Below are 26053 nucleotides of genomic sequence, written 5' to 3' on the forward strand. Positions count from 1 at the left end.
GAGGGCCGGGACACGAGGTGCGCGTCCCGGCCTGCGTCCCGGTCAGGAGGGCTGGTGGGTCCACTTCTGGTTGGCGCCGCCCGTGCAGGTCCAGATCTGGGCGCGGGTGCCGTCGGCCGACGAGTTGCCCGTGACGTCCAGGCACTTGTCGGCGGCCGTGTTGACGACGTCGTGCGTCGTGGGGTTGTACGACCAGCGTTGCGCGCCGGTTCCGTTGCAGGTGTAGAGCTGCACCTTGGTGCCGTCGGCGGTGCCGCCCCCGGTGGCGTCGAGGCACTTGCCGAGGGCCCGGACGCTGCCGTCTGCGGCGAGCGTCCAGCGCTGTGCGGTGGTCCCGTTGCAGGTGTAGAGCTGGACCGGGGTGCCGTCCGCGGTGGCCGCGCCGGCCACGTCGAGGCACTTGCCTGCCAGACCCGTCAGCGGTCCGGTGGGGGCGGTGCCGCCGGGCGTGCCCGCCCAGGTGAAGGTCGCGGTGGTGCGGGCGGGCAGGGTGTACGTGAAGGACTGGCCGCCCCAGTCGACCCGGACGGACCGGGCGGAGGTGCCGCCGTTGTGGGCGATGAGCGCCTTGGACCCGTCCGGGTTGCGCCAGGCGACGTTGGGCAGGGCGGGGTCGTCGGTCGAGGCGATCCGGTACGCGCCGGGCCGGACGAACTTCGTGAGGTGACCGGTCGTGTAGTACTCGATCGTGTAGTCGACCTGTCCGGCGCGCGCGCCGCCCTCCTGGACGGTGATCAGTCCGGTGCAGGTGCCGCAGCCGCCGTTGTGCGGACCCATGTCCTGGTTGAGGGCCAGGCTCCACTTCACCAGGCTGCTGCTCCAGTTGCGGGCGTAGGTGACGATGTCCTTCAGGTCCTCGTCGTGCTGGTTCGTGATCCAGGTGCCGCCGGAGTGCTCGGTGCTGAACTGCCGCACGGACGGGTACCGGGCGTGGACCTGGCTGCCGACGGCCGGGTCGCCGAAGTAGCCGTGCCAGGCGATCCCGCCGAAGAGGGGGTCGTCGCGCACGCCGGCGTCGTCGAGCACGGCCGCGCCGAAGTTCGCGTAGTCGCCGTAGTTCCAGTCGTGCACGAGGATCCTGGTGGTGAGGCCGGCGGCGCGGAAGGCCGGGTAGACGTGGTTCTTGGTGAACTCGACCAGGCCGGAGGGGTTCCAGCTCATGCCGGGGTAGTTCATGGCGGTGGGGTTGCCGGCCTGGCAGCAGTTCGGCTCGTTCTGGACGGAGAGGTAGTCGACCTTGACCCCGGCCGCCTGGTAGCTCTGGACGTACTTCACCAGGTACTGGGCGTAGAGCGGGTAGTACTCCCACTTCAGCCAGCCCATCTGGTCCATCCGGCCGTTGTCCTTCATCCATCCCGGGGCGCTCCACGGGACGCCCTTGACCCGGAGGGTCGGGTTGAGCTGCTTGGCCTGGGCGGTCAGCAGGCGCACGTTCGTGTCGTAGCCGTTGGTCCCGAAGTCGGAGAGGTCGCAGCACGTGTCGTCGAGGGAGACGTTGCCGGGCCGGGAGAGGTCGGAGGCGCCGATCGGGTTGCGGACGAAGGAGAGCCCGATGCCTTCGGTCGGCGAGAACAGCCGGCGCATGACCTCGTCGCGGGTGGCGGCGCTGACGGCCCCGCCGCGCAGGAGGTGGGCGGTGGTGTCGGTGATGGACGCGCCGCCGCCCTCGAACTGCTGGTAGGTGGTGGTCTCGTCCACGGTGATGGTGTGGTTCGCGCTGCCGCCGGCGGGGCCGAAGGCGATCGGTGTCTGAGGGGCGAGCCCGCGCGTGACGGCACGGCCCCCCGAGTCGGAGGTGGTGGTCAGCCACACGTCCACCCGCTCGCCGGCGGCCTGGGCGGCGCCGGATCCGGCGGTGACCAGGCCGCCGGCGAGGAGGGCGCCGGTGAGGAGGGTGGCGAGGCGGCGGGGGCGCCGCCCGCCGCGGCGCGCGGGAAACCAAGACTTGTAATGCACCTGACAGCCTTTCGGGTGGGGGGTGCCGTGTCGCCACGGCGGTCCGGCAGGCCCGGACCGCCCTGCGTCCCGCGACACGACAAGGCTTTTTTCAAGGTGTGAAGTTATGGAGACGGCCGATGCCCGTCAAGCCCTCGCGCGTACAACTCCCGAACCCGGGCGACGAGTTCGGCGGGACCGCGGCACCGGTGGCGCCTGCGCGCGGCGGGCCCGGGGCAGGCGACCTGGACGACTACGGGCCGGGCGACGGCTCCGCCACGTAGCGTGGGTGCCATGACGGCGATATCCCCGCGCGAAGCACGGCGCTGCTACAACGCACACCATCCCATCCACGCGGCGTACTACTTCTCGCCCGAGCACGACGAGGCCTTCGCCGGACTCGGTCTGGAGGCCGGTCCCATGGCCTACCTGGCCGGGCGTGCCGCGCCTTTCGGGGCGGTCGGCTCCGGAGTGGTCACTGCGGCCTTCTACAACTTCCACCCGGACCTCGTCGCGCGGCACCTTCCCCGCGCCTGGGACGTCACGTCCCCCGCAGCCGTCCTGAAGACCCGGCTGCGGATCACGGACGCGTACCTCACCCGGCTCCTCGGACGCGAGGCGCTGACGTCCCCCGAGATGGCGGAGGCCGCCGGGCTGGCTCTCCGGGCGGCCGAAGGGTGCCGCCGGCCCGGCCGGCCCCTGTACTCGGCCAACGCCGACCTGCCGGTGCCCGAGGCGCCGCACCTGGCCCTGTGGCACGCCGCGACGCTGCTGCGCGAACACCGCGGCGACGGACACGTCGTGGCGCTCACCGCGGCCGGTCTCGACGGCCTCGAGGCCCTGGTCTCCCACACCGCCACCGGGACGAACTGGCGGCCCGGATACCTGCAGTCCGCGCGCGGCTGGTCGCCGGACGAGTGGGCGGCGGCCCGGCAGCGGCTGGTGGAGCGCGGGATCCTCGACGCCGAGGGCGAACTGACCGGTCAGGGCGCGGAGCTGCGCCGGGCCGTCGAGGCCGAGACCGACCGCCTGGACCTGGCGCCCTACGCGCACCTGGGGGCGGAGGGCACCCGACGGCTCACGGAGCTGGCCGGCGCCTTCTCCAAGGTGGTCCTCGCGAACGGGGGACTGCCGCTCAGGGACATCGGCAAGCGCTGACACGCCGCGGCCCCCGAACGCACCGGGGAGACCGGTGCGTTCAGGGGCCGCGGGCTCACGCCTCGGAGCCCTGCTCCTTCGCCGCCCGGGCCATCGCCGCCAGGACGTCCTTCAGGGCGCCCAGGGTCGCCTCGTCGTGGACCCGGCCGTCGGCGATCTTGGCACCCGCCAGCGGGATGGGAAGCGACTCCGGGAGGACGTGGGCGCCCATCACCTCCAGGGTCTCCTTCACCCAGGCCTGGGCCCTGTCCCCGCCGGTCATCGACGGCGAGGCGGTGACCACGGCGACGGGCTTGTCCACGAGTTCTCCGCCGCCGACCACCCACTCCAGGCCGTTCTTCAGGACGCCCGAGGTGCCGTGCGCGTACTCCGGGCTGGAGATGAGCACCGCGTCGGCGGACGCGAGCAGTGCGCGGAAGGCCATGACCTCGGGCGGCGGGCACTCGCTCTCCACGTCCTGGTTGAAGAACGGCAGCTCCCCCAGGCCCTCGTAGACCGTCATCGAGACCGGTGGCAGACACAGGTCGGCGACCGTGCGCACCACCGCGGTGTTGAGCGACCTGGCCCGCAGGCTCCCGGATAAGGCGACGAATTTCATCTGATTCCTTTCCTGCTTTCAAGCGTTCCCCAGCATCGCGCATGGATCGCGGGCTGTCCCGTCGTTCCCGGAAGGGCCAGCGCGGCGACCGCTTCCGCACCGACGTCGAGGTCCGTCACCGTCCAGGAGCCCGGTCCCGTTCCCGCGTCGCAGCGGACCTCGACGGTCCCGGGACGGTCGGGGCTGACGTCGACGGCCCTCAGGTCCGTCGCGATGCCGACGCCGACCGCCTTGGTCACCGCCTCCTTGCGGACCCAGGCGCGGTGGAAGGCTCTCAGCCGCTCCCCCGGCGCGAGTCCGAGGACGTACGCCGCCTCCGTCGGGGAGAGGCACTGACCGGCCGTCTCCCGCACGTCGAGCGGGCGCAGCGCCTCGACGTCCACGCCCACCGGCCCGGACGGCGACACGGCCACCAGCGCGAACGGGCCGGAGCGGGAGAAGCCGAAGGCCGGGGACGCCGGGGGTTCGACGATCCGCGGCGGCCCGTGGCGGTCGCTGCCGCATCCCGGGCAGGGACCGCGCCCCCAGACGATCGCGGTGGCTCCGACGCCCAGGTGCTCCGCGAGCACGCGCCGCAGGGCGGCCCGTCCGGCGACGAAGGACGCCCTGTCCCGGGCCCGTACGTAGCGGTCGGCCCTGGCGCGTTCGGCGTCGTCGAGCAGGGCGAGGTCGCTCGCGCGCGCCGTGGCGGGCAGCGGCACCGTCCAGACGAAGGCCTCGGCCGCCGTCACGCGAGGTGGCCCCGCGTCGTGCGGCGCGCCGCGGCGACCGCCGCGGTGATGCGCCGGGTGAGCGGCCGGCGGTGGTCCGCGAGGTAGAAGTGGCCGCCGTCGAACATGTTCAGGCCCAGGAAGCGTTCCGTACGGCCCGCCCAGGCGGCCAGGCGCTCCCGCCCGACCACGGGGTCGTCCGCACCGCCGAACGCGGAGACCGCGGTCCGCAGCGGTGCGGCGTCGGCCGCCGGCCGCCAGGTGTCGACGAGGGCGAAGTCGCTGCGGAACACCGGACCGAAGTGGCGCCACGTCGCGTCCTCGTCGAGCACCGCGTCAGGTGTGCCGCCGACCGACCGCAGCCAGTCCCTGAGCTCGCCGTCGGTGAGCAGGTGGCGCGCGCTCGGCTTCCCCGGGTCGCGAGCGGCCTGGGGCGCACCGCAGGCGGACAGGCCCAGCCACACGGGCAGGGGGCGTCCGTCGGCCGTCAGGCGGCGCGTCAGTTCGTACGCGACCAGGGCTCCCATGCTGTGCCCGAAGAAGGCGAACGGCCGGTCCGTCCACGGCAGGAGCTCCCTGGCGAAGAAGGCCGCCAGCTCGTCGCTGTCGTCGATCAGGGGAACGCCGCTCAGGCGTCCCCGGCCGGGGGCGTCGAGGAGGCACACCTCCCAGTCGGCCGGGAACTCGTGCTCCCAGTCCTTGTAGAGGAGGTGCGAGCCGCCGGCGTGGTGGAACAGGAACAGCCGCAGCGCCGCCCCCGGCACGGGCCGGGGGCAGGTCACGGCTCCGTGTGCCAGCGGACGCCTGGTCGGCCGGGTGGCCAGGCGGGTCACCACGGGCGTCCTCACTTCCCCGCCGGCGCCAGGACCTCGACGCCGGCGGCCTCCCGCGCCGCCGGCGCGCGGAGGTTCATCCGGGCGAAGTCCACGACCTGCGCGGCCATGGTCGCCAGCTGCCCCCGCACGCGCGGATCTCCGCACTCGCCGTCGGGGCCGAAACGGGTCGTCTCGGTGTTCACCACGACGCCGAGCGGGGTGGGCCAGCCGCGCAGGGCGTGGGTCACGTCGCGGAGTGCGGCGAGCGTGGACACACCGCCCTGCCAGCCCTGGGCGACGGCGACGCTGCCGACGGCCCGCCCGCTGAAGTACGGGCGAGGGTCCTCGCGCAGCTCCTCGACGTGGTCGAGGGCGTTCTTGACGAGTCCCGAGATGCTCCCGTGGTAGGCGGGGCTGGCGAGGACGAGACCGTCCGCGCCGGCTATCTCGGCCACCAGTCGGAGCGCCCGCGCCGAGCGGAGCTCGTCGCGCGGGTCGTAGAGCGGCATCACCAGCTCGGCGCCGCCGATCAACGACACCTCCGCCCCCTGTCGTTCCGCTTCGGCCAGGACGGCGCGGAGGGCCCGCTCGGCCGTCGAGTCCGGCCGGGGCGAACCCCCGATCCCGACCACCTTCACGGTCTGCTGCATAGGGATTCGCCCCACTTCCTCTCGCCGGTGTCACGGGTGCTGCGTGCGAACGCCTCGGTCAGGCGGTCGCCTTCGCCGGGCTCGGTTCCACGGCCTCGCCGCGCGCGCTCTCGTGCAGGTCACGGCTGCGGATGGTGAAGAAGGCGATGGCCGCGCCGACGGCCGCCACCGCGGCGCAGACGACCATGACGTCGGCGAGGGAGCCGACGAAGACGGAGCGGGCCGCCGCCGTCACGTGGTCGAGGACGGACGCGGACACGGTGTCCGCCAGTCCCGAGGTGCCGCCGGTCGCGACCTGCTGCCCCACCGCCTCGGCCTTGCCGCCCAGCGCCGTGCCCGCGGCCGAGGAGGCGAAGTCGTCGACCACCTTGTGGTGGAAGAGCGCGCCGAAGGCGGCCACGCCGACCGCGACGCCGACCTGCTGGAAGGTCTCGCCCATGCCGGAGGCCATGCCGGCCTTCTCGGGCCGCACCACGCCGATGGTGACCGCCGCACGCGGCGGGTTGAACAGGCCCATGCCGATGCCCGTGACGATCATGCTGGGCAGCATCGCCGTCCAGGAGTCGCCGGGGCCGACGAGCACCATCAGGCCCATGCCGGCCGCGATGAAGCCGATGGACAGACCGATCAGCACGCCGGGCGCCACCTTGGCGAGCAGGCCCCCGGTGACGCCGGCGACGACGAAGAGGGTGAGCATCATCGGCATGAAGCGCAGACCGGTCTCCCAGGGCGAGTAGCCCAGGACGTTCTGCACGTAGGAGATCTGGAGGAAGACGGCGGCGAGGCTGGTCGCGTTGGACAGCAGCGTGGCCAGGCACACTCCGGCGAAGGTGGGCGTGCGCATCAGGGAGAGGTCGAACATGGCCCGTTCGCCGCGCGCCTTCTCGATGACGACGAAGAGGACGAGCAGGACGACGCCGGCCGCGAACGCCCCGAGGATGGGCGCGCTGGTCCAGCCGGAGGACTCTCCCCGCAGGAAGCCGAGCACGAGCAGGGTGAGGCCGATGCCGAAGCTCAGCATGCCGAGCCAGTCGATGCCGTGGGCGGCCGGTTCCCGCGACTCCCGCAGCCGGAGGGCGCCCACGATCAGGGTCACGGCCCCGATCGGCACGTTGATCAGGAAGATCCAGCGCCAGCTGAGGGCGTCGGTCAGGAAGCCGCCGACCAGCGGCCCGAAGGCGAGGGCGAGACCGGCGATGCCGCCGAAGAGGCCGAACGCCTTGCCCCGGTCGGCGCCGCGGTACTCGTTGCCGATCAGGGCGGGCCCGACGGAGAACAGGACCGCGGCACCGACGCCCTGGACGCCACGGGCCACGTTGAGCGCGAGGACGCTCTGCGCCAGGCCCGCGGCCAGCGAGGACAGCGTGAAGAGGACCAGGCCCGCGTTGAAGACCCGCTTGCGGCCGAGCCGGTCGGCGAGCGAGCCGCCGGTCAGGAGGAAGGCCGCCAGGGTCAGGGTGTACGAGTCGATCACCCACTGCAGGTCGGAGAAGTCCGCCCCGAGCGAGGTCCGCAGGTCCTGCAGCGCGACGTTGACCACGGTCACGTCGAGCATCAGCATGAACATCGCGACCGAGGCCAGCGCCAGGGTCCATGCCCGGGCGCGGTCGGCCGGCGGCCCGTTCTCCGCCTGAGTGCCGACGGCTGCTTCGGCTGACATCACGTTCTCCTCGTTGCTCCGCGGCACCTGGGTGCCGCTGTTGTCGGTCTCTTGCGAACTCACCGAGGTCACACGGGCGCGCCCGTGCGGCTCGGTGCGGCCCCGGCACGCCAGGTCCGCGCTCCCGGGTCGTACCGGCCCAGCTCCGCTCCCCGGATGCCGGTCACCTGGACGAGGGCGCGGCCGTCCGGTCCGACCAGGGCGCAGCGCTCCTCGCCGGACGCGGGGTCGAACCAGTGGCGGAGCACCGGTCCGTCCGGCCGGCCTGCGGCCAGGTCCACGTCGTTGGCCGGGGTGTACAGGTCCACGGAGGCCAGCGCCGTGGGCACCATCACGGGCACCTCCCCCGGCTGCCTGCCGTCGAGCACGGAGGTGCGCAGCAGGCAGTCGAGGGCGACGCTCGGCAGGAGGAAGCGGGAGTGCACGCCGCCGCCCGGCGGAAGGGCGAGACGCAGCTCGGCGGAGCCGCCGTCGGCGGTCAGCAGGGGACGGCGCAGCGCTCCGAACACCCCGCTCAACTGGACCGGTGTGCCGGGCAGTTCGTACGTGTTGGGGGCGTCGGTGCCGTCGGCCGGGGCGGGCGGGCACCACGGCCCGTCGGGCAGCGTCCGGGCCAGGTGCACCACCATGCGCGAGTGCTCGCGCTCGGGTACGGGGGCGGCGGCGGGTGACGTGATGCGTACGGCGACCCGGTCGCCGTCGCGTACGGCCGAGACGCACAGGGTCCGCGGCCAGCGGTGCCGGGCCGCCCGGATGAACTGGGACAGGACGACGTCGGTGATCCGCGCCGGGACCATGCCCGGGGCCAGCTCGGCCGCGGCCTCGGCCGCCATCTCCAGGATGAAGGTGCCGGGCACGGTCGGCCGGCCGTCGACCAGGTGCTCCAGGAGGTACGGGTGCTCGTCGAGGTCCACCTCGACCGTCCACGTGGCCGAGGTGCCGTCGCGCTCCGGGGAACGGGTCAGGAACGCGCGCCGGGTGGCGGCCGGTGCCGGCGTGCGCGCCGGTTCCGGGGCTCTTCGGGCCTCTTCCTCGCAGGCCGCGCGGAACCCGGGAGCCCTGCGCTGCAGGGTCGTCCAGTCCGCGTCGCCGATCCAGGTGGTGGCCAGTCCGTGGCTGCCGCGGCCGCGGAGCTCGGTGCGGAAGAACTCCCGGCCCTGGGCGTCGGTCAGCTGGCCGATCTCGCCCTGGCGGGCCAGGAAGGCACCGCTCGGGGTGTCCGCCGAGGCCATGCCGGACTCGACCCACAGCCCGGAGGCCAGGGCGACCTCGTCCGCGCCCTCGGTCGCGCGGGCGTGCGCGGCGGCGAGCAGCAGGTACTCGTTGGCCGCGCCGTAGTCGGGTTCGCCGCGCAGTCCGGTGAACGCGGAGACGGAGCTGACGCTGCACCAGAGCGCGGGGCGCCGGTTCGCGAGAGCGGCCCGCAGGTGCGCGTATCCGCGGACCTTGACGTCCCGTACGGCACGGAAGTCGGCGAGCTTCTTGCGGGCGATGCCGGCGGAGCGGGCCAGGCCGGCGCCGTGCACCAGCACGTCCACCCGGCCCTCCTCGGCCAGGATCTCGTCGATCACCGTGCGGACGGCCGCCTCGTCGAGGACGTCGCACTGCCGGTAGTGGACCCGCGCCGCGCCGCAGGAGCGTTCCAGCTCCTGGAGCGTGCCCGCGCGTTCGAGCTGCTGGACGGCCCGGTCGTAGCGGCGGCTGAGCACGGCGGGCGTCTCGTCCGGGTGCCGCGTCATCAGCTCGCGCAGGGCCTCGGCCCGCGGCAGGCGGGCCAGGGCCGTCGCGGAGGGGTCGGGCGCGGGGCCGGTGCCGAGCAGCCAGACGGCGCGCGGTGCGCGGTCGGCCACGAGCTCGTGCACCAGGTGGGCGGTGAGTCCGCGGGCCCCGCCGGTGGCCACGATCACCGGGTCGTCCGGCAGGCGGAGGGATGTGTCGTCCCGCGGCGCCTCGACCGGCAGCAGCATGAGCTCGTGCCGTACGCCGCCCGTCTCGTAGGCGACCGGGACGTGGCGGTGTGCGGCCGACTCCTCGGACAGCCGGGCCAGGCCCGCCGCCGCGTCCTCGCCGTCCACGACCAGGGCGAACACCAGGCAGCCGGTCAGCTCCTGGGACAGGCTGCGTACCAGGCCGCCGAACAGGCCGGCGGCCGGGACGGGAGTCGTGCCGTCCATGGCGCCCAGTGCGAGCACCGCGAGGCAGCCGCCGTCGTCGAGTGCCGTGGCGTGGTGCTTGGCCGCCAGGAACGCCAGGTCGTGGAGGTCCAGGACGCGCTGGGCCACGTCCCGGCCGGACGTGGTGGCGCGCGAACCGGAGAGGACTACGCGGATCTGGCCGAACGACCGGCCGTCCGTGGTCAGCAGCCGCTCCAGGTCCTCCGGCTCGTCGAGGCGGACCACCGGGAACGGCAGCGTGGTGTCGCCCGGCGCGGTCCGGGGGGCGACGACCAGGCAGTCCGCCGGCATCCCGACGTCCTTCAGGGCGCCCGGCTCGTCGGTCAGCACCAGGCTTCCGGCGGGGAGCGCCGCGACGCGGGGGCGGACGTTCCGGACGGGGACGGGACGCAGGACGAGGGCGTGCCGCGCGAGGTGACCGCTCAGCGAGCCGCCGTTCTCCGCGCTGTCGGCCCGGTCCGCACCGTCGGTCCCTTCCGCGTTGTCCGCCCGGTCCGCGGCGGCGGCCTCGGCCTCGGCGGCGGCCGGCCGCTGGGGAGTCACCACGACGGCGGGCGTGTGGTCGTCCTCGAGCGGCCTGATGACCGTCCGGTGCCGCGGGGAGCGCAGGGCGTGCAGCAGCGCCACGGCGCCCTCGGCGCCACGGTGGTTGCGTTCCCGCGGCCGCTCGTCGGCTCCGGCCTCGACGGGTACGCCGGCCGTCGCGAGCCCCACCCGGCCGAGGACGGTCATACCGTGTTCCCGGGCGACGCTCTGCCGGGTCAGGACGAAGCCGATGGCGGCTTCCGCGTTCTCCTCGCTGCCGTGGGTGGGGACGTGGTCCGTGGTGGCGTTGACGCCGATGACGAGGGCCAGGTCCATCTCGCCGTCGCGCAGGTAGCGGATGGCGGTGGCAAGCGCCGAGGTGGTGGAGTCCCGACCGGCGTCGAGCGTCATGTTCGGCCCGTGGAGGTCGAGGCGCTGCACCACCCGGGCCGCGATGACGTTGGGCATGAGCCCCGGATAGGCGTCCTCGTTGACGGGCCGGGACATGCCGCGCACCGCGTCGTCCAGGGTCCGGGGGGCGATGCCCGCGGGCCCGGTCAGCCTGCGGAGCAGGTCCTCGCGGTAGCAGCGCAGGTCGGACGCGAGGGCGGCCCGGGTCGGCCCGCTGTGGCCGACGAGCACGCCGGTGCGCGCGGCCAGTTCCCCGTTCTTCGCCCAGTCGCCGGCGAGGAGGTCCGCGCACCGCAGGGCCATCAGCTGGCTGCGGTCCATGGCGGCGATCGCGGAGGGTGCCAGCCGGACCTCCACGGGCGAGGGCAGGGGGTAGGTCTCGCCGAAGGACGCCGGCCAGTCGGCGGCGCCTCCGGCGAGCCAGCGGCCGACCCGCTCCTCGTCCGGCTCGCCGGGCAGGTGTGTGCCCGCGGCCACCACGACCACCGGGTCGTCCTCGGTGCTCGCCGGCCGGCCGGCGGAGTCCGCGCGGCGGGCCGGAGGCCGGTCCGTGAGGACGAGGTGGCCGTTGGTGCCGCCGAAGCCCATGGCCGACACGCCGACGGTGCGCGGGCGATCGCCGGTGGCGGCCCACGGCACGTCGTCGACCGGCACGTGCACGGCCGTCGACATTCCCTCGGGAAGCTCGTCGAACTGCCGCTGGGCGGGGATGACCTCGTGCCGCATGGCGAGGAGGGCGTGGATCGCCGACACCGCTCCCGCCGCCCAGCCGGTGTGTCCGACCAGGGACTTGTTGGACGTCATGGTCCACGTCTTGTCCGGGCCCGCGCTCCGGGTCAGCGCGCTCATCTCCGTACGGTCACCGGTCGGCGTACCGGTGGCGTGCGCGACGATCCAGTCCACGTCCTCGGAGGTGACGCCGGCGGAGCGCCAGGCCCGGTCGAGGGCGATCGTCTGGCCCGCGGCGTTGGGGGCGTAGATGGCCTTGCCCCGCCCGTCGGACGATCCGCCGAAGCCCGCGACGAACCCGAGGACGGGATCGCCGTCGGCGATCGCCCTGGCGTAGGTCTTCAGGGCGAGGACCGCGGCTCCGTCGCTGAACAGCACGCCGTCGGCGCCCCGGTCCAGGGAGCGCACCCGGCCGGACCGGGAGAGGCCGCGGAGCTTGGAGAACAGCACCAGGTTCTGGGCGCTGAGCGCGAAGGCCCCGCCGCACAGGGCCACGTCCGTCTCGCCGGCGCGCAGCGCCCGGACTCCCAGGTCGACGGTGTAGAGGGAGGAGGAGCAGGCGGTGTCGACCACGACGATCTCCGCCGAGTCGGGGAGGCCGGCGGCGGCCGTGCGGGCGATGCGGTACGGCAGTACGTCCTCCGGGGATCCGGAGGCCAGCGGGAACATCGTGTCGATCTCGTCCGGCACCTTGGCGCCCGCGTCGGCCAGGATCTTCCGCACCCCGGCCGAGACCAGGGTGTGCTCGAGGTGGTGGCTGCCGTCGGGGGTGAGGCCGACCGCGAACAGCTGGCGGTCGCCGGGCCGGACGGTGACCTTCTCGGTGGCGCCGAGCAGGGAGTGGCGCAGCCACAGGGCCGTGTACTCCTCGCCGTCGAAGGCCCCGGACTCGAGTTCCTCCCGCAGGCGCGGGTGGGGTTCGAAGCCGGTCATGAAGCCGGACACGCGCGAGTAGGTCTTGTCCTCGGCGGTGTCGTCGGCCGACCAGACGCCGTCGATGTCCAACCGGTCGCCGGGCTCTCCGAAGACCGGCTCGCCGCTCGTCAGGAGCTCCCAGAACTGCTCGGGGGAACTCGCCCCCGGGAGGGCGAGGCCCATGCCCACGACGACGACCGCGTCGTCGGCGGGCGCCGTTCCGGCGGGCGGCCCGCTCACGAGCAGCGTCCTGCCGTCGACGGACGACGCGTCGTCGGACACCAGGAACCCGACGAGCTCCGCGACGCCCTCCGCCGCCGGCTCGGCGTCCTCGCGCAGCACCACGGCGTTGACGCGGACGCCGTCCCGGGTCGAGGCGCCGGGATCGCGCACGAGGCCGGCCACCGCTTCCTGCGCCGGGGGGTCCGTGACCACGTGCACGATCGCACCGGGCCCCTGCGGCGTCATGAGGGCGACGGCCGCGGCCGTCGCCTCGCGGGCGTCGCGCAGTCCCTCCTCACCGGCCACGGCGTTCACGAGCGCGTGGATCGCGCCCGGCCCGCCGCCGGTCCGGTCGAGCGCTGCCCGGACGCGGGGCGCGTCGTACGCGTCGCAGGTCACGACGCGCGCACCGAGCCGGGTGAGCCGCCGGGTCACGGACGTGCCGAGTGATCCGCCGGCACCGGTGACCAGGACGGTGCGGCCGGAGAGGTCGAGGGACATGCTGGCTCCCGTTGTCGTAGATCAGCGCGCGGACGGCTGGACGGCGGTGATGAGGTCGGCCAGGTCGGCGAGGGTGGGCTGGGCGACGAAGCGACCGTCGACGGCCGACTCCCCCAGACCGAAGTGCGCCGACACCTTCCCCAGCATCTCCGCGCGCTTCAGCGAATCGATCCCCAGATCCGCCTCCAGATCGGCATCACCGGTGATCACCTCCACCGGATACCCGAGCACCGACGCGTACAGCTCACGCAACTCGTCCAGCACACTCACACCGGACGCGACAGGCGCCGCCTGTACGGGAGTCGGCACCGGCGCCGGAGCCGGCGTCGCCCGGGGCTCGGGAGCCGCGCCGCCCCGGACCTCGGCTATCAGGGCCGCCAGGTCGGCGAGCGTGGGCTGGGCGACGAAGCGACCGTCAACCGCCGACTCCCCCAGACCGAAGTGCGCCGACACCTTCCCCAGCATCTCCGCGCGCTTCAGCGAATCGATCCCCAGATCCGCCTCCAGATCTGCATCACCGGTGATCACCTCCACCGGATACCCGAGCACCGACGCGTACAGCTCACGCAACTCGTCCAGCACACTCACACCGGACGCAACAGGCGCCGTCTCCACGGGAGTCGGCGTCGACGCCGGCGCCGGGACGGGAGTCGCCCCGGTCACCGGTGCCGGCGCGGCGTCGGCGCCCCGCGCCTCGGCGGTACGGGTGGTGTCGACCTCCGGCACGCTGCGCCGGACGAGTCCGGACAGCCCGGCCCGGCCGCACTCCACGAAGCGCTGCGCACCGTCGGCGTGGAGCTCGCGCACCGCCGCCATGAACCGCACCGGAGTGGTGAGCTGCCGGACGAGCAGTGCCTTGAGGTCGGTGTCGTCCTGGAGGTATCCGCCGGCCACCGGCGAGTACACCGGTGCCCGCAGCGGGTGCTGCCGGATTCCGGTGATCGCTTCGCCGAAGGCCTCGGCGGCGACCGCGAGCATCGGGCTGTGGAAGGGGAACGGCGCGTTCAGGCGGGTCGCCTGAACGCCCAGCGCCGCGGCGAGGCGCGCCACGACCGCGACGGCCTCGTCGGGTCCCGCCACGACCGTCTGGCGCGGCGCGTTGGACACGGCGACGGCCAGTCGCCGGTCGGCGACGGCGCCCACGAGGTGTGCCGCGCGGCCCGCGGGCAGTTCCAGGGCCACCATGCCGCCCTCCGACGGGCAGTGGGCCAGGAGGGCCTCCGAGCGGTGGCACACCAGGCGCGCCCCGTCGGCCAGGCCGAAGGCGCCGGCCACCGTCAGCGCGGCGATCTCCCCCATGCTGTGCCCGACCACGACGTCCGGCGTGTGCCGGCGCCGTGCGATGCGGAAGCTGCCGACGGCCGCGGTGAACACGCCGAGCTGCAGGGCGAAGGAGTCCGAGCGCACCAGGTCCGCCGCGGAGGGCGCGTCGGCGTGCGTCAGCAGGTGCGAGACGCCGCCGCGTCCGAACTCGGCCGCGATGCGGTCGGCCGTGTCGAGGACCTCCCGGACCTCGGGCGAGTCGTCACCGGCGAACAGCCCGGGGGTGTAACCCCCCTGGCCGGGCAGGAGGAAGACCGTTTCCACCATCATGCGTCCTTTGCGTCCTTCGTGAAGTGAGTGACCTTGCGTGGAGACACCGGCGATCACCAGGTGACGGGCAGTCCGCGGACGCCGTAGAGCACCATGTCGTGCCGGAACGGCAGGTCCTCCAGCGGACTGGCGAGCCTGAGCGTGGGCAGCCGGTCGAAGAGGCCGGCGAACACGGTGCTGAGTTCGACGCGGGCGAGCGTCAGCCCGATGCACTTGTGGAAGCCGTGGCCGAACGCGACGTGGGCCTGCGGGTCCTTGCGGTGGATGTCGAAGGTGTCGGGCGCCTCGAAGACCGCCGCGTCGCGGTTGGCGGCGTTGATCATCACCAGGACGCCGTCCCCGGCCTTGATCTCCTGGCCGCCGACGGTGAGGTCCTCGGTGGCGGCGCGGGGCAGTCCGGCGTGGTTGATGGAGAGGTAGCGGAGCAGTTCCTCGATGGCCTGCGGGTAGAGCGACGGGTCGGCCTTGAGATCGTCGAGCTGGTCGGGGTGCTCGAGCAGGGTGGCCGTGCCCAGGCCGATCATCTGGGCCATGGTGTCGTAGCCGGAGAGCATCAGCAGGGCCGCCAGGCCGACGAACTCCTCGTGGCTGATCCGGCCGGCCTCCTCCTGCGCCACGAGCCGGCCGAGCATGTCGTCGGTCGGCTGCCGCTTGCGGGCGGTGACCACCTCGTCGAAGTACGCCATGAGTTCGCGGGCGGCGCCTTCGGCCTGTTCGGGCGTGCTGCTGCGGTCGAGGATCGTGTCCGTCAGGGTCACGAAGATCTTGTGGTCCTCGTACGGGACGTCGAGGAGCTCGCACATCACGGTGGCGGCCATCGGGAGGGCCAGCTGCCTCACGAGGTCGGCGCTGTTCCCGTCCCGCGTCATCTCGTCGAGCAGCGTGTCGAGGATCGCCTTCATCCTCGGCCGCTTCGCCTCCATCTGGCTGATGAGGAACTCCCGGGTCACCAGGCGGCGCAGCCGGCCGTGGTCCGGCTCGTCCTGGTTGAGGAAGAAGCCGGGCGGGATCGGGGTGTCGCCGGAGATGTAGGAGGGGTAGCCCGGGGTCTTCGGGTCCGAGCTGAACCGGGTGTCGGTGAGCACGGCGCGTGCGTCCGCGTGGCGGGTGACCACCCAGACGGCCTCGCCGCGCGGGGTGAGCACCTGGAAGACCGGCTGCTCGGCGCTGAGTTCGCGGTACCGGGGCGGCGGGTCCAGCGGGTGCCGGCGCGGCATCGGGAAGGCGGGTACGGCGGGAGCGGTCATCACGCGGTCCTCCGGGTCTGGGCGCCGGCGGTGCCGGCGGCAGGGGCGGGCAGGAAGCCCGACGAGACGAAGTAGTCGAGGTAGAGGTCGAACAGCGCCTGGTCGACCGGCCGGCACTCGATGCCCGAGCCGTCGAGTGCGGCGCGCAGGTTGTCGGTGCGGAAGTCCGGCCTGCTGCCCAGGTAGCCGACCTCCTCGGCCGGCTGGTCGGCTCCGAACAGCGGGAGGTAGACGGCGAGTTCGTTCTCCTCGCCGCGCTCCACGGCGGCGGCGAGCTCGCGGTACCAGCTCCGGTAGTCCAGGCGGCGCAGCGGATAGCCGTAGCCCACGATCAGCTCGAAGATCTCGTTCATGCCGACGGATCCGGCGCTGGGGACGTTGAAGACGGCTTCCTCGCGGCCTCCGGAGAGCGCGGTGTGCACCACCGTGGCCGCGCAGAAGTCCACGGGCACGAGGTCGAGGAGCAGGTCGTAGTCAAGGTACGCGCCCAGCTGGACGCAGCCCTTGATCAGGTGGTTGATGAAGGTGTCGGGCGAGCAGGCGCCGGTGGTCTGCGAGCCCGTGATGGCGCCGAGGCGGTACACGTGGGTCGGCACCCCGCGGTCCCGGGCCTGGAGCATCAGGCTGTCGGCGACCCACTTCGACTGCCGGTAGCCGCCGACGACGTGCTCGGCCTCGGTGAGCCGGGTCTCGGCCCAGCTGCGCCGCCCTTCGTGCCCGGGGTACACGCCGATCGTGGAGACGAAGTGGACGGCCTTGACGCGTGTGCGGCAGGCGAGCCGCAGCACCTCCAGGGCGCCGAACACGTTGACCGGCTTGATCTTGGCGTAGGGAACGATCCAGCTGGAGATCGCCGCGTTGTGGATGATCAGTTCCACGTCGGCGGCCAGCCGGTGGTACAGCGCCTTCGTCAGCCCGAGGTAGGGGCGCCCGGTGTCGCCGGGGACGCCGACGATGCGCTGCTCGTCCCCGTCGCGCAGCAGCCCGTACTCGGCCAGGTTCCCCCGTACCCGCTCGTGTGCCTGCTCGGGCCCTTCGGCGCGCACCAGGACGTGGACGGTCGCGGACGAGCGGTCGAGCAGTTCGCGGAGCAGGAAGGCACCGGTGTATCCCGTGCCGCCGGTGAGCAGGACGGTGCGGTACGGGCCCGTCGTGGCGGGCAGGGCCCCGTCCTCGGGTACGACGTCGGCCGGCAGCACCGCGTCGGCCGCCATCGCCTCGCTCGCGACGCCCCGGGGGTTGCCGGCCCCGGTCACCGTCGGGTCCGCCTGGGAGCTGACCATCCGCGCGAGCTGGGCGACGGTGGGGTCCTCGAACATCCGGCGGAGGTCGAGGCGCACGTCGTAGACCTCCCGTACCTGGGCGGTCATCTGGAGCACCGTCAGGGAGTCGCCGCCCAGGTCGAAGAAGCTGGTCTCGACCCCGACCTTCGGCAGGCCGAGCAGGTCCTGCCAGATCCGGGCGAGCTGCGTCTCCACCGGTGTGCGGGGCGCGACGAAGGCGGTCTCGGGGGTCTCCTCGGCCGTCAGCGGAGGCAGACTCTTGCGGTCCACCTTGCCGTTGGGCAGCTTCGGCAGCTCCGGCAGCACGACGAAGTGCGCCGGGACCATGGCGTCCGGGAGGTGCGTCCTGGCGTAGGCGCGCAGGGAGGAGCGCAGTCCGGCCGCCCAGGCCGAGGTGAGCGGGTCGTTGGCGAGTCGTCGGGTCGTGCTCATGCCTTGTCCTCAGCGTCGTCGTGGGCGGGGACCGGACTTCCGAACGCCACGTCGAAGGTGTCCAGCCGGCCGTCCTGCGGCACCAGGACCCTGACCGGTCGTCCGTGTGCGGCGGCGAGGTCGTACATCTGCTCCGGATGGACCCCTGCCTCGTCGTCGACGTCCCAGAGCAGCCGCTCCAGGTCCCAGGCGGTGGCCGTGGCGTCGGTCTCCTCCAGGGCGCGCACGGCGGCGGTGGTCCGCAGCAGCCTGCGGTTGGGGACGCCGGTCACCAGCAGGCCGTCGGGCTCGGCGTCCAGCCGCTGCCGCAGTCCGCCGAGGCCGTCGTCGAGCGTGTTCCAGGAGAGCCGGCGCTCGGGCGTGCCGGGCGTCGGCCGGTCGCCGACCAGCAGGGTGACGTCGTAGCGGAAGAGCGAGAGCTCGTTGTCCGCCAGGCCCCGCTTCAGCTCGAAGCGGACCTCGCCGACGCCGTCGAGTCCGGCCGCGAGCTCCTGGAAGAAGGCCGGGGACAGGCACAGTTCCCGTTCCTCCTGAAGCCTGCGGGTGACCGCGGACCGGATCTCCTCGACCGTCTGGAGCGGTCCTGCCCGGTGCAGGGTCACGGCGGTCTGGAACTCGGGCAGCATCTCGACCGAGCGGACGTCGCCGACGAAGACGGCGCCTCCCGGCCGTACGGCGCGCACGGCGTCGGTGAGGACGGTGCGCAGGTAGTCGGTCCCGGGGAAGTACTGCGCCACCGAGTTGACGACCACCGTGTCCAGGCTTCCGGGCGCCAGGCGTGCCAGGTACTCGGGTCCGGACTGCTCCAGGTGCACGTGCTCGGGGAGCGGGCGCCCCAGGGAGGCGGCCGCGGCGGTGAGCGCGGCGGGCGAGACGTCCACGCCGTGGTACTCCCCCACCTGGTCGGCCAGGTTCCGGAGCACGAGGCCGACGCCGACGCCGATGTCGGCGACCGCGGTGGGTCGCAGCGCGCGGATGCGTTCGACGGTGTGTCCCAGCCATTCCCGCATCTCGGGGGCGGGGATGGGATCACCGGTGTAGCTGCTGAGCCAGCCGGCGAACTCGCTTCCGTCCTCCGCGGCGCCGTCCGGCGCCGTGCCGTCCTGCGGCCCGTTGCCGTCGGCGGCGGTGTACGCGCTCTCCCAGACCTCTCCCCACCGGCGGACGTGCGCATCCTGCACCGAGGCGTCGGACAGGGAGTCCGCGGGGGACACGTAGGCGACGAGCTCCGTACCGTGGGCTCCCTCGACCGCCGTGACGGCGACCGCGTCGAGCTGTGCGTGGCGCGAGAGGACGCTCTCGACCTCGTCGGGCTCGACCCGGTGGCCGAGGATCTTCACCTGCCGGTCGATCCGGCCGAGGAACTCCAGGCTGCCGTCGGCGCGCCGGCGCACCCGGTCACCGGTCCGGTAGTACCGGCCGGTGCCGTCCGCGCCGGTGACGAACCGCTCGGCGGTCAGCTCCGGTCGCCCGACGTAGCCCGCCGCGACGCCGTCGCCGCCGATCCACAGCTCTCCGGAGACGCCGACCGGCAGCGGCCGGCCGCGCCCGTCGACCACCAGCACCTCGGTGTTGGCGATCGGCCGGCCGATGGGGATGGTGTCGGCGCTCGCGTCCCGCCGCGGGTCCAGCTCGTGCACCGTGGACCAGATGGTCGTCTCGGTGGGGCCGTACATGTTGCGGATCCGCACGTCGGGCAGGGCTTCGAGCAGCCGCCGCGCGAGTCCCGAGGGGAACGCCTCGCCGCCGATCAGCAGGGCGCGCAGGCCCCGCAGGGAATCCAGGGCGGCGGGTTCCGCGGCGACCGCGGTGAACAGCGAGGGCGTGCCCTGCACGAGGGTGACCCCGTGCCGCTCGCAGAGCGCGGCGAAGGAGTGGGCGCCCTCGGCGACCTCGGTGGCATGGGCGTCGCGCAGGCGGTCGACCCAGGTGAGGCTCTCGAGGACGGCCGGCGCCTCGACGCCGAAGTCCACCAGGCACGCGATCTCGTCGACGCCGGCGGCGGCCAGCGCGCGGACGAGCTCGGCGCAGGTGTCCGGGGAGCCGAAGAGGCCGGAGGTCTCGAAGTACCGGTTGATCGCCATGTCGATCACGGCGTCGATCTGCTCCTCGGCGCCCATCTCCGGCAGGTCCTGCCCGGTGGAGGCGAAGAGCGTGCGCCACAGTTCGGTGGAGCTGCGGAGGTAGTTGCGGAAGGGCTCCCGTGCCTGCTGCCTGGCCTGCTCCGTGTCGTCCGACATGAACGTGTGCACCATGACGGTGACCTGGCCGGGACCGGTGTGCCCGGCGGCTTCCCGGGCCTGCCGGTAGGCCTTGATCTTCTCCGCCAGGTCGTCGGGGTTCTGGCCGAAGAGGTGGGTGAGCAGGTTCGCCCCTGACGCGCCGGCCTTCTCGAAGGTCTGCACGGTGCCGACCGAGGTGAGCCAGATCGGCGGCTCGTCCTGGACGGGCGCGGGGAAGATCCGTACGTCCACCGTTTCGCCGCTGCCGCCGACGCGCCGCACCGGCTCGCCGCGCCACAGCCTGCGGAACTCCTCCAGTTGTTCGGTCATCCGCTCCTTGCGTACGGGGAAGTTCTCCGGCCGCAGCACGAAGTCGTTGGAGTTCCAGCCCGCGGCGAACGCCAGGCCGACCCGGCCGTCCGAGAGGTTGTCGACGAGCGACCACTCCTCGGCGATGCGCACCGCGTCGTGGAGCGGGGAGACGACGCTGCCGCAGCGCAGCGCGATCCGGTCGGTGATGGTGGCCAGCGCGGCCGACATCACCGAGGGGTTCGGGTAGAGGCCGCCGAACTCGTGGAAGTGCCGCTCGGGTGTCCACACGGCCTCGAACCCGTGGGTGTCGGCGTAGCGGGCCGCGTCGAGGACGAGCTGGTAGCCCTCGCGGTGGGACTGCCCCGCGGAGGCGGCGAAGAAGAAGAGGCTGAATCCGAGGGCCCGTTCCCTGGCCTCCGTCTGCGGTACGAGGTTGCCGATGACGCGTTCTCCCGCCACGACCACCTTGGCGCCGTGGGTGAGCGGCCAGAGCAGTTCGAGGACCGAGATGTCGAAGGAGACGCTGGTGACGGCGAGCACGACGTCGTCGCCGTCGCAGCCGACGCGCTCGTCCATGCCGGCGAAGAAGTTGACGGCGTTGCGGTGCCGGAGGGCGGTGCCCTTGGGCTTGCCGGTCGAGCCGGAGGTGTAGATCACGTACGCGGTGTCGTCGCCGGACACCTCGGTGCCCGGCGGTGTCGCGGGCGAGCGTCCGATGCTCCTCGCGTCCGCGACGACGTCGACGACGCGGGGCGCGGCGATCCCGTCGGGCGTGCCGGGCCCCTTGACCAGGCAGCCGATGCCGGCGTCGGCGGCGATGTCGGAGAGCCGTCCGGCGGGGAACGACGGGTCCATCGGCACGTACGCGGCGCCGCTCTTGAGCACCGCGAGCAGGGCGACGACGAGGTCGATCCCGCGTCGCAGGCTCACGCCCACCAGGTCGCCCCGTCCGACGCCCTGGCCGCGCAGGTGGTGTGCCAGGCGGTTCACTCGGGCGTCCAGCTCGGCGTAGCTGACCTCGTCGAAGCGGTGGGCGACGGCGATCGCGTCCGGGTGGGCCAGCACCTGCCGCTCGAACTGTGCGTGGACCGTGTCCGCGGTGTCGTACGCGACGATGGTGTCGTTCCACGCGGCCAGCTGGGCGTGCTCGGCCGGGGTCATGAGGTCGACCGAGGTGAGCCGCTCGTCGGGCTGCCGGGCGACGGCCGTGAGGGCACGCTCGTAGTAGCCGGTGAGCCGGGAGCAGAACTCCTCGGGCAGGACGGCGAGGTCGCAGTCGAGCCAGAGCTGCAGCCGGCCCAGCTCGGGGTCGATCAGGAAGTTGACGGCCAGCGGGTAGTTGGTCTCCGCGACGCCCACCGTGACGGCCATGAGGCCGTCCGCCGACCGGTGACGGTCCCGGTGGAAGTCCATGAAGTTGACGTAGCTGTCGAGCCGGAGCCCCTCGCCGACGTCGTGCTGCATCTGCGCGAAGGGGTAGCGGCGGTGGGCCGCGGAGCGGCGCTCGTGGTCGAAGACCCGTCGCGCGGTGTCCAGGAGGCTCGCGGAGGACAGGTCCACGCGCAGCGGGAGCGTGTTCAGGAAGACGCCGATGGTCTCGTCGCCGCCCTCCTCCTCCAGCCGGGCGTTGGCCACGACGCCGGTGAGGACCTCGTCGTCCCCGCTGACCAGGCGCAGCACGGCGAGGTGCGCGGTGGTCAGCAGCGACTTGAGCGGCAGTCCTTCGCGTCCGGCGAGGGCGCGCAGGGCCTCGGCCACCTCGCCGTCCACCGGCACGTCGTACCGGTGGTTGGCGGCCGGCCGTGCGCCGTCGGGGCCTTCCTGCCCGGTGGCACCGCGAGGCACCAGCCGGGTGGGCTCGGCGCCGCGCAGCAGTCCGGTCCAGTAGTCGCGCGTCCGCTCGTCCGCCAGGGCCTGGCGCTCGGCGGCCACGAAGTCCCGGTAGGCCGAGCGGACCGGCGGCAGGGACAGTTCCCCGCCGGCGAGGCGTGCCCGGTAGTGGTCGGCCACCTCTTCGAGCATGCGCATGTCGCTCCAGCCGTCGAGGACGACGTGGTGCTCGATCACCGACAGCTCGAACGCGTCGGGGCCGCAGGGATGCGCCACGAACTTCAGCAGCGGCGCGACCTCCGGGTCGAAGCGGGTGAACTTGGCCTCCTCGACCCAGTCCGTCACGGCGCGCAGCCGGGCCCAGTCGTCCAGGCCGGCGAGGTCCAGACCGGTCTCCAGCGGGATCTCGACGTGGCTGTGCACGAGCTGCAGGGGCTCGGAGTAGCGGGCCAGGTCGAAGGAGCAGCGCAGGGAGGGGTGGCGGGCGGCGGTGTCGTCGATCGCGGCCCGCAGGGCGTCGCGGTCGAGGCGGGCCGCCACCCGTGCGCTGGTCACCACGCGGTACACCGAGGAGTCCTCGGCGTAGGCCGCGTGGTAGAGCATGCCCGCCTGCATGGCGCTGAGCGGGTAGGCGTCGTCGAGCCCGTCCGGCAGCAGCTCCCGGTCCTCCGCGGAGAGCAGCCCGAACGGACGGCGGTCGGCGGAGTCCCGCTCCCGCGACGGCCGGACGGCTCGGGCGAGTTCGCGGATGGACGGCCCGGCGAACAGGTCGGAGACGTCGAAGGTGAGGCCGCCGCGTTCGACCTCCGCGCGGACCCGGATGGCGTGCATGGAGTCGCCGCCCAGGACGAAGAACGAGTCGTCCACGCCGATCTCGTCGGTGTCCAGGACGGTGCGCCACGCCTGGTGGAGCAGCTTCTCCTCGGCGGTCTCCGGCGGCGTCAGGGCGCGGGCCGGCCGGGTTTCCGGCATCGGCAGGGCCTTGCGGTCCAGTTTGCCGTTGGACAGCAGGGGCAGGGCGTCGAGGGTGACGAAGTGCGCCGGGGTCATGTAGGCGGGCAGGCGCTCCCGCAGCCAGTCCCGCAGCACCGCCGGTTCCGGGGCGTCGTGTTCGGGCACGACGTGGGCGACGAGCTGGCGCTGTCCGTCGCTGCCGAGCGGCGCCGTCACCACCGCCTGCCCGACGGCCGGGTGAGCGAGCAGCGCGGACTCGATCTCACCGGGCTCGATGCGGAATCCGTGCACCTTGACCTGGTGGTCGAGCCGGCCGCGGTAGAGGACGACGCCGTCCTCGCGGAGCACGGCCAGGTCCCCGGTCCGGTACAGCCTGCCGGGGCCGAAGGGGTTGTCGACGAAGCTCGCGGCGGTGAGTTCGGGGCGGTTGAGGTAGCCCGTGGCGACCTGGACGCCGCCGATGTGCAGCTCGCCGGCGATGCCGGGCGGCAGCGGCCGTCCTTCCCGGTCCAGCACGTACAGGCTGGTGTTGGCGACGGCCCGGCCGATCGGCACCGGCCCGTGGGCGTCCTCCGGGGTGCACCGCCAGTAGGTGACGTCGATGGACGCCTCGGTCGGCCCGTAGAGGTTGTGCAGTTCGGGGCCGTCGCCGTGGAGCTCGAAGAACCGGCCCACGGTCTCGGAGCGGAGGGCCTCGCCGCTGCAGAGGACCCGGCGCAGGGCCGGCAGGTCGCGGCTCGTGGGCTCGGCGAGGAACAGGTCGAGCATCGACGGGACGAAGTGCACCGTGGTGACGCGGTGCCTGCGGATGACGTCCGCCAGCGCGCGGGGGTCCCGCTGGGCGCCGGGGGCCGCCAGGTGGAGCACGGCGCCGGTGAGCAGCGGCCAGAAGAACTCCCACACCGAGACGTCGAAGGTGAACGGCGTCTTCTGCAGGACGCGGTCGTCCGTGCTGAGGCCGTACTCCTCCTGCATCCACAGGAGCCGGTTGACGACGCCGCGGTGCGGTACGGCGACGCCCTTGGGCCGGCCGGTCGAGCCCGAGGTGTAGATGACGTACGCGGTGTCCTCGGGCGTGGCGGTGCCCCGCAGCGGCCCGGACTCGGGCAGCGTGGGCAGCAGCTCGTCCACGGCGAGGACCCGGGCACCGGTGCCGGCGAGGCGCCCGGCGAGGTCCGACCGGGTCAGCACGACCTGTGCGCCGGAGTCCTCGATCTGGAACTCCACGCGGGAGGCCGGCAGTTCGGGGTCCAGGGGTACGTAGGCGGCTCCGGCCGTCATGACCGCGAGCAGCGCCACGACGAGGTCGAGCGAGCGCTCGTCGTACACGCCCACCACCTGGCCGGCCGCCACGCCGTCGGCGCGGAGGCGGGCGGCGAGCGCCCGGGACCGGCCGACGAGCTCGCGGTAGGTGAGCGAGCCGTCCTCCGTCTCGGCGGCGACGGCGTCGGGGGTCCGCGCGGCCTGCTCCTCGACGAGTTCGTGGAGGGGCCGGGTGAGGTCGAAGTCCCGTGCGTGGGCGTCGGCTTCCGCCTCCAGCAGGGAGCGTTCGGAGGCCGTCAGGACCTCGATCTCCCCGAGGGGCCGCTGTTCGCCGGCCCGGACGAGGGTGTCCAGGAAGGCGGTGAACCGGTCGCGGTGGGCGGACACGGTCGCGGCGTCGTGCAGCTCCGGGTTGGGGTCGAAGGACACCAGGAGGTCCGCGCCGTCGGCGCCGCCGAAGAACTCGACCGAGAGGTCGCGTACGGGTCCCGAGGAGATCTGGCGCACCGTGCCGTCGAGGCCGCCGAAGCGCAGCCGGCCGTCGAACGACACGACGTTGACGACGACGCCCGGGGGTTCGTCGGCCGCTCCGGTCCGCCGGAGCTCCCGCTGCAGGGCCTCGCCGCGGAACCGCTGGTGGGCGAGCACCTCGCTCGCCCGGGCGGAGACCTGGTGCACGAGGTCATGGAAGTGCATGTCGGAGCGCAGGGAGAGACGCAGCGGCAGGACGTTGGCGAGCATGCCCGGCGTCGTCAGCGCGGTGCGCGTGGTGCGGGCCCGTACGGGCAGGCCGACGGCGATCTCGTCCTGCTGGGTGACCCGGTGCAGGTACGCCGCCGTCGCCGCGAGGACGACGACCGACCACGGGGCGCCGTACCTGGCGGCCATCTCGTCGATCCGCTCGACCCGGGCGGGGGGCTGGAACCGTTCGGCGGGCCGGGTCGTCCCGGCGCCCCGGTCGCTCAGGCTGATGCGGTCGGGCCAGTCGCCGGCGTTACCCAGCCAGTAGGCGCGGTCGCTCTCGTGGGCCGGCGACGCCGTGTACGCGGCTTCCTCGTCGAGCAGTTCGCTCAGCGTGCCCGCGCTCTTCTCGCGGACCGGCGTCCCCTGCTCCAGCGCGGTGTAGATCTGCGCGAGCCTGCGCCAGTAGAGAACCTGGCCGTAACCGTCCAGCACGATGTGGTGGTAACGGAGGTGGAAGAGGAAGTGGTCCGGGGCCAGCCGGAGCAGGGTGTGGGTGAACAGCGGGTCTTCCGCGAGGTCGACCGGCGTGGCCAGGTCCGACCGCACCCACTCCTCGGCGGAGCCGAACGGATCGGTCTCCGCGCCGAAGTCCTTCACGTGCAGCGGGGCCTCGACATCGGCCGGCCACTGCCAGGGCGTTCCCTTTTCATCAGCAACGAACTTCACGCGTAACGCATCGGTCTCACCGACCGCTCGCCTCACCGCCTCGGCGAGGTGCGCCTCGTTCAGCCGCCCTCGGATCTCGACGTATCCGCCGCAGTTGTGGAGGGCGCCGCCGGCATCCATCTGGTGGGCGATCCACACGTCGTGTTGCGCGGCGGACACAGGTAAGCGCCCGGCAAAACTCTTCACGAGTCACTCCGTCTTTCGGTTCCAAGAAGGCGCACGCGTCCGGCCGCCCCGGCCGCACGACGGCAGGGGGCAGGTCAGGAGTGGTGCGCACAAAGTGCTTGCAGCCAGTGGAGACAGTGGCGGCGCGGCCGTCGTCGGCGAGCCGGGAGGGCTCGCGACGGCCGCTACATACGGCGTCGTCCGGAGGACGCCGAACCAGGCCAGCTACGCGTGAACATAGAAATCCCCCGTACATGCCACATGGTGGCAATCCCCGTTGACCCGGCGCCCAAGGCGCCGGGCGGTACGTACGTCACGCCCGGCGGAGCGCCCTCTCGA

13 protein-coding genes are annotated in these 26053 nt (G+C 73.3%); 2 read left to right on the plus strand and 11 right to left on the minus strand.

What is annotated here, in order from left to right; all coding sequences use genetic code 11:
- Positions 1-42 precede the first annotated feature (42 nt).
- Positions 43-1956, minus strand: a complete 1914-nt coding sequence (locus ACFWJO_RS01845; RefSeq protein WP_386862867.1) for a ricin-type beta-trefoil lectin domain protein — start codon at positions 1954-1956, stop codon at positions 43-45.
- A 119-nt stretch (positions 1957-2075) separates the two neighbouring features.
- Between ACFWJO_RS01845 and ACFWJO_RS01850 the strand changes: the two genes are divergently transcribed.
- Together ACFWJO_RS01850 and ACFWJO_RS01855 are read left to right on the plus strand one after the other, a co-directional pair.
- Positions 2076-2219: a hypothetical protein gene (locus tag ACFWJO_RS01850; protein WP_386862868.1), complete on the plus strand. Its 144-nt coding sequence runs from the start codon at positions 2076-2078 to the stop codon at positions 2217-2219.
- A 10-nt stretch (positions 2220-2229) separates the two neighbouring features.
- Positions 2230-3093, plus strand: coding sequence for a hypothetical protein (locus tag ACFWJO_RS01855; RefSeq protein WP_386862869.1), 864 nt, complete (start codon positions 2230-2232; stop codon positions 3091-3093).
- 55 nt (positions 3094-3148) lie between these two features.
- On the opposite strand, the gene ACFWJO_RS01860 is transcribed toward ACFWJO_RS01855, so the two are convergent.
- The 10 genes from ACFWJO_RS01860 to ACFWJO_RS01905 form a co-directional block, all read right to left on the minus strand.
- Complete coding sequence (locus ACFWJO_RS01860) at positions 3149-3691, minus strand: NADPH-dependent FMN reductase (protein WP_386862870.1); 543 nt, start codon at positions 3689-3691, stop codon at positions 3149-3151.
- Positions 3688-4422, minus strand: coding sequence for a 4'-phosphopantetheinyl transferase family protein (locus ACFWJO_RS01865; protein WP_386862871.1), 735 nt, complete (start codon positions 4420-4422; stop codon positions 3688-3690). Before ACFWJO_RS01865 ends, ACFWJO_RS01860 begins: the two co-directional genes overlap by 4 nt.
- Entirely contained in the window at positions 4419-5234 is an 816-nt protein-coding gene (locus tag ACFWJO_RS01870; RefSeq protein WP_386862872.1) for a thioesterase II family protein, read from the minus strand. Before ACFWJO_RS01870 ends, ACFWJO_RS01865 begins: the two co-directional genes overlap by 4 nt.
- 11 nt (positions 5235-5245) lie before the next feature.
- On the minus strand, positions 5246-5866 hold the full coding sequence (locus ACFWJO_RS01875) for an NADPH-dependent FMN reductase (RefSeq protein WP_386862873.1): 621 nt from the start codon (positions 5864-5866) through the stop codon (positions 5246-5248).
- A gap of 58 nt (positions 5867-5924) precedes the next feature.
- Positions 5925-7526 carry an MFS transporter gene (locus ACFWJO_RS01880; protein WP_386862874.1) on the minus strand — a complete coding sequence of 534 codons (1602 nt, stop codon included), beginning with the start codon at positions 7524-7526 and terminating at the stop codon, positions 5925-5927.
- A 68-nt stretch (positions 7527-7594) separates the two neighbouring features.
- Positions 7595-13003, minus strand: a complete 5409-nt coding sequence (locus ACFWJO_RS01885; protein WP_386862875.1) for an SDR family oxidoreductase — start codon at positions 13001-13003, stop codon at positions 7595-7597.
- A 21-nt stretch (positions 13004-13024) separates the two neighbouring features.
- Positions 13025-14596: an acyltransferase domain-containing protein gene (locus ACFWJO_RS01890; RefSeq protein ID WP_386862876.1), complete on the minus strand. Its 1572-nt coding sequence runs from the start codon at positions 14594-14596 to the stop codon at positions 13025-13027.
- A 53-nt stretch (positions 14597-14649) separates the two neighbouring features.
- Positions 14650-15843, minus strand: a complete 1194-nt coding sequence (locus ACFWJO_RS01895) for a cytochrome P450 (RefSeq protein ID WP_386862877.1) — start codon at positions 15841-15843, stop codon at positions 14650-14652.
- Positions 15843-17558, minus strand: coding sequence for a thioester reductase domain-containing protein (locus tag ACFWJO_RS01900; protein ID WP_386862878.1), 1716 nt, complete (start codon positions 17556-17558; stop codon positions 15843-15845). Before ACFWJO_RS01900 ends, ACFWJO_RS01895 begins: the two co-directional genes overlap by 1 nt.
- Complete coding sequence (locus ACFWJO_RS01905; protein WP_386862879.1) at positions 17555-25708, minus strand: amino acid adenylation domain-containing protein; 8154 nt, start codon at positions 25706-25708, stop codon at positions 17555-17557. Before ACFWJO_RS01905 ends, ACFWJO_RS01900 begins: the two co-directional genes overlap by 4 nt.
- Between the last annotated feature and the right edge of the window lie 345 nt (positions 25709-26053).

Source organism: Streptomyces sp. NPDC127092 (assembly GCF_042722475.1).
GTDB lineage: Bacteria > Actinomycetota > Actinomycetes > Streptomycetales > Streptomycetaceae > Streptomyces.

Coding starts and splice junctions, on each gene's coding strand:
- ACFWJO_RS01875 (WP_386862873.1), bottom strand. CDS start 5,866: ATGCAGCAGACCGTGAAGGTGGTCGGGATCGGGGGTTCGCCCCGGCCG.
- ACFWJO_RS01890 (WP_386862876.1), bottom strand. CDS start 14,596: ATGATGGTGGAAACGGTCTTCCTCCTGCCCGGCCAGGGGGGTTACACC.
- ACFWJO_RS01885 (WP_386862875.1), bottom strand. CDS start 13,003: ATGTCCCTCGACCTCTCCGGCCGCACCGTCCTGGTCACCGGTGCCGGC.
- ACFWJO_RS01860 (WP_386862870.1), bottom strand. CDS start 3,691: ATGAAATTCGTCGCCTTATCCGGGAGCCTGCGGGCCAGGTCGCTCAAC.
- ACFWJO_RS01850 (WP_386862868.1), top strand. CDS start 2,076: ATGCCCGTCAAGCCCTCGCGCGTACAACTCCCGAACCCGGGCGACGAG.
- ACFWJO_RS01895 (WP_386862877.1), bottom strand. CDS start 15,843: ATGACCGCTCCCGCCGTACCCGCCTTCCCGATGCCGCGCCGGCACCCG.
- ACFWJO_RS01900 (WP_386862878.1), bottom strand. CDS start 17,558: ATGAGCACGACCCGACGACTCGCCAACGACCCGCTCACCTCGGCCTGG.
- ACFWJO_RS01880 (WP_386862874.1), bottom strand. CDS start 7,526: ATGTCAGCCGAAGCAGCCGTCGGCACTCAGGCGGAGAACGGGCCGCCG.
- ACFWJO_RS01855 (WP_386862869.1), top strand. CDS start 2,230: ATGACGGCGATATCCCCGCGCGAAGCACGGCGCTGCTACAACGCACAC.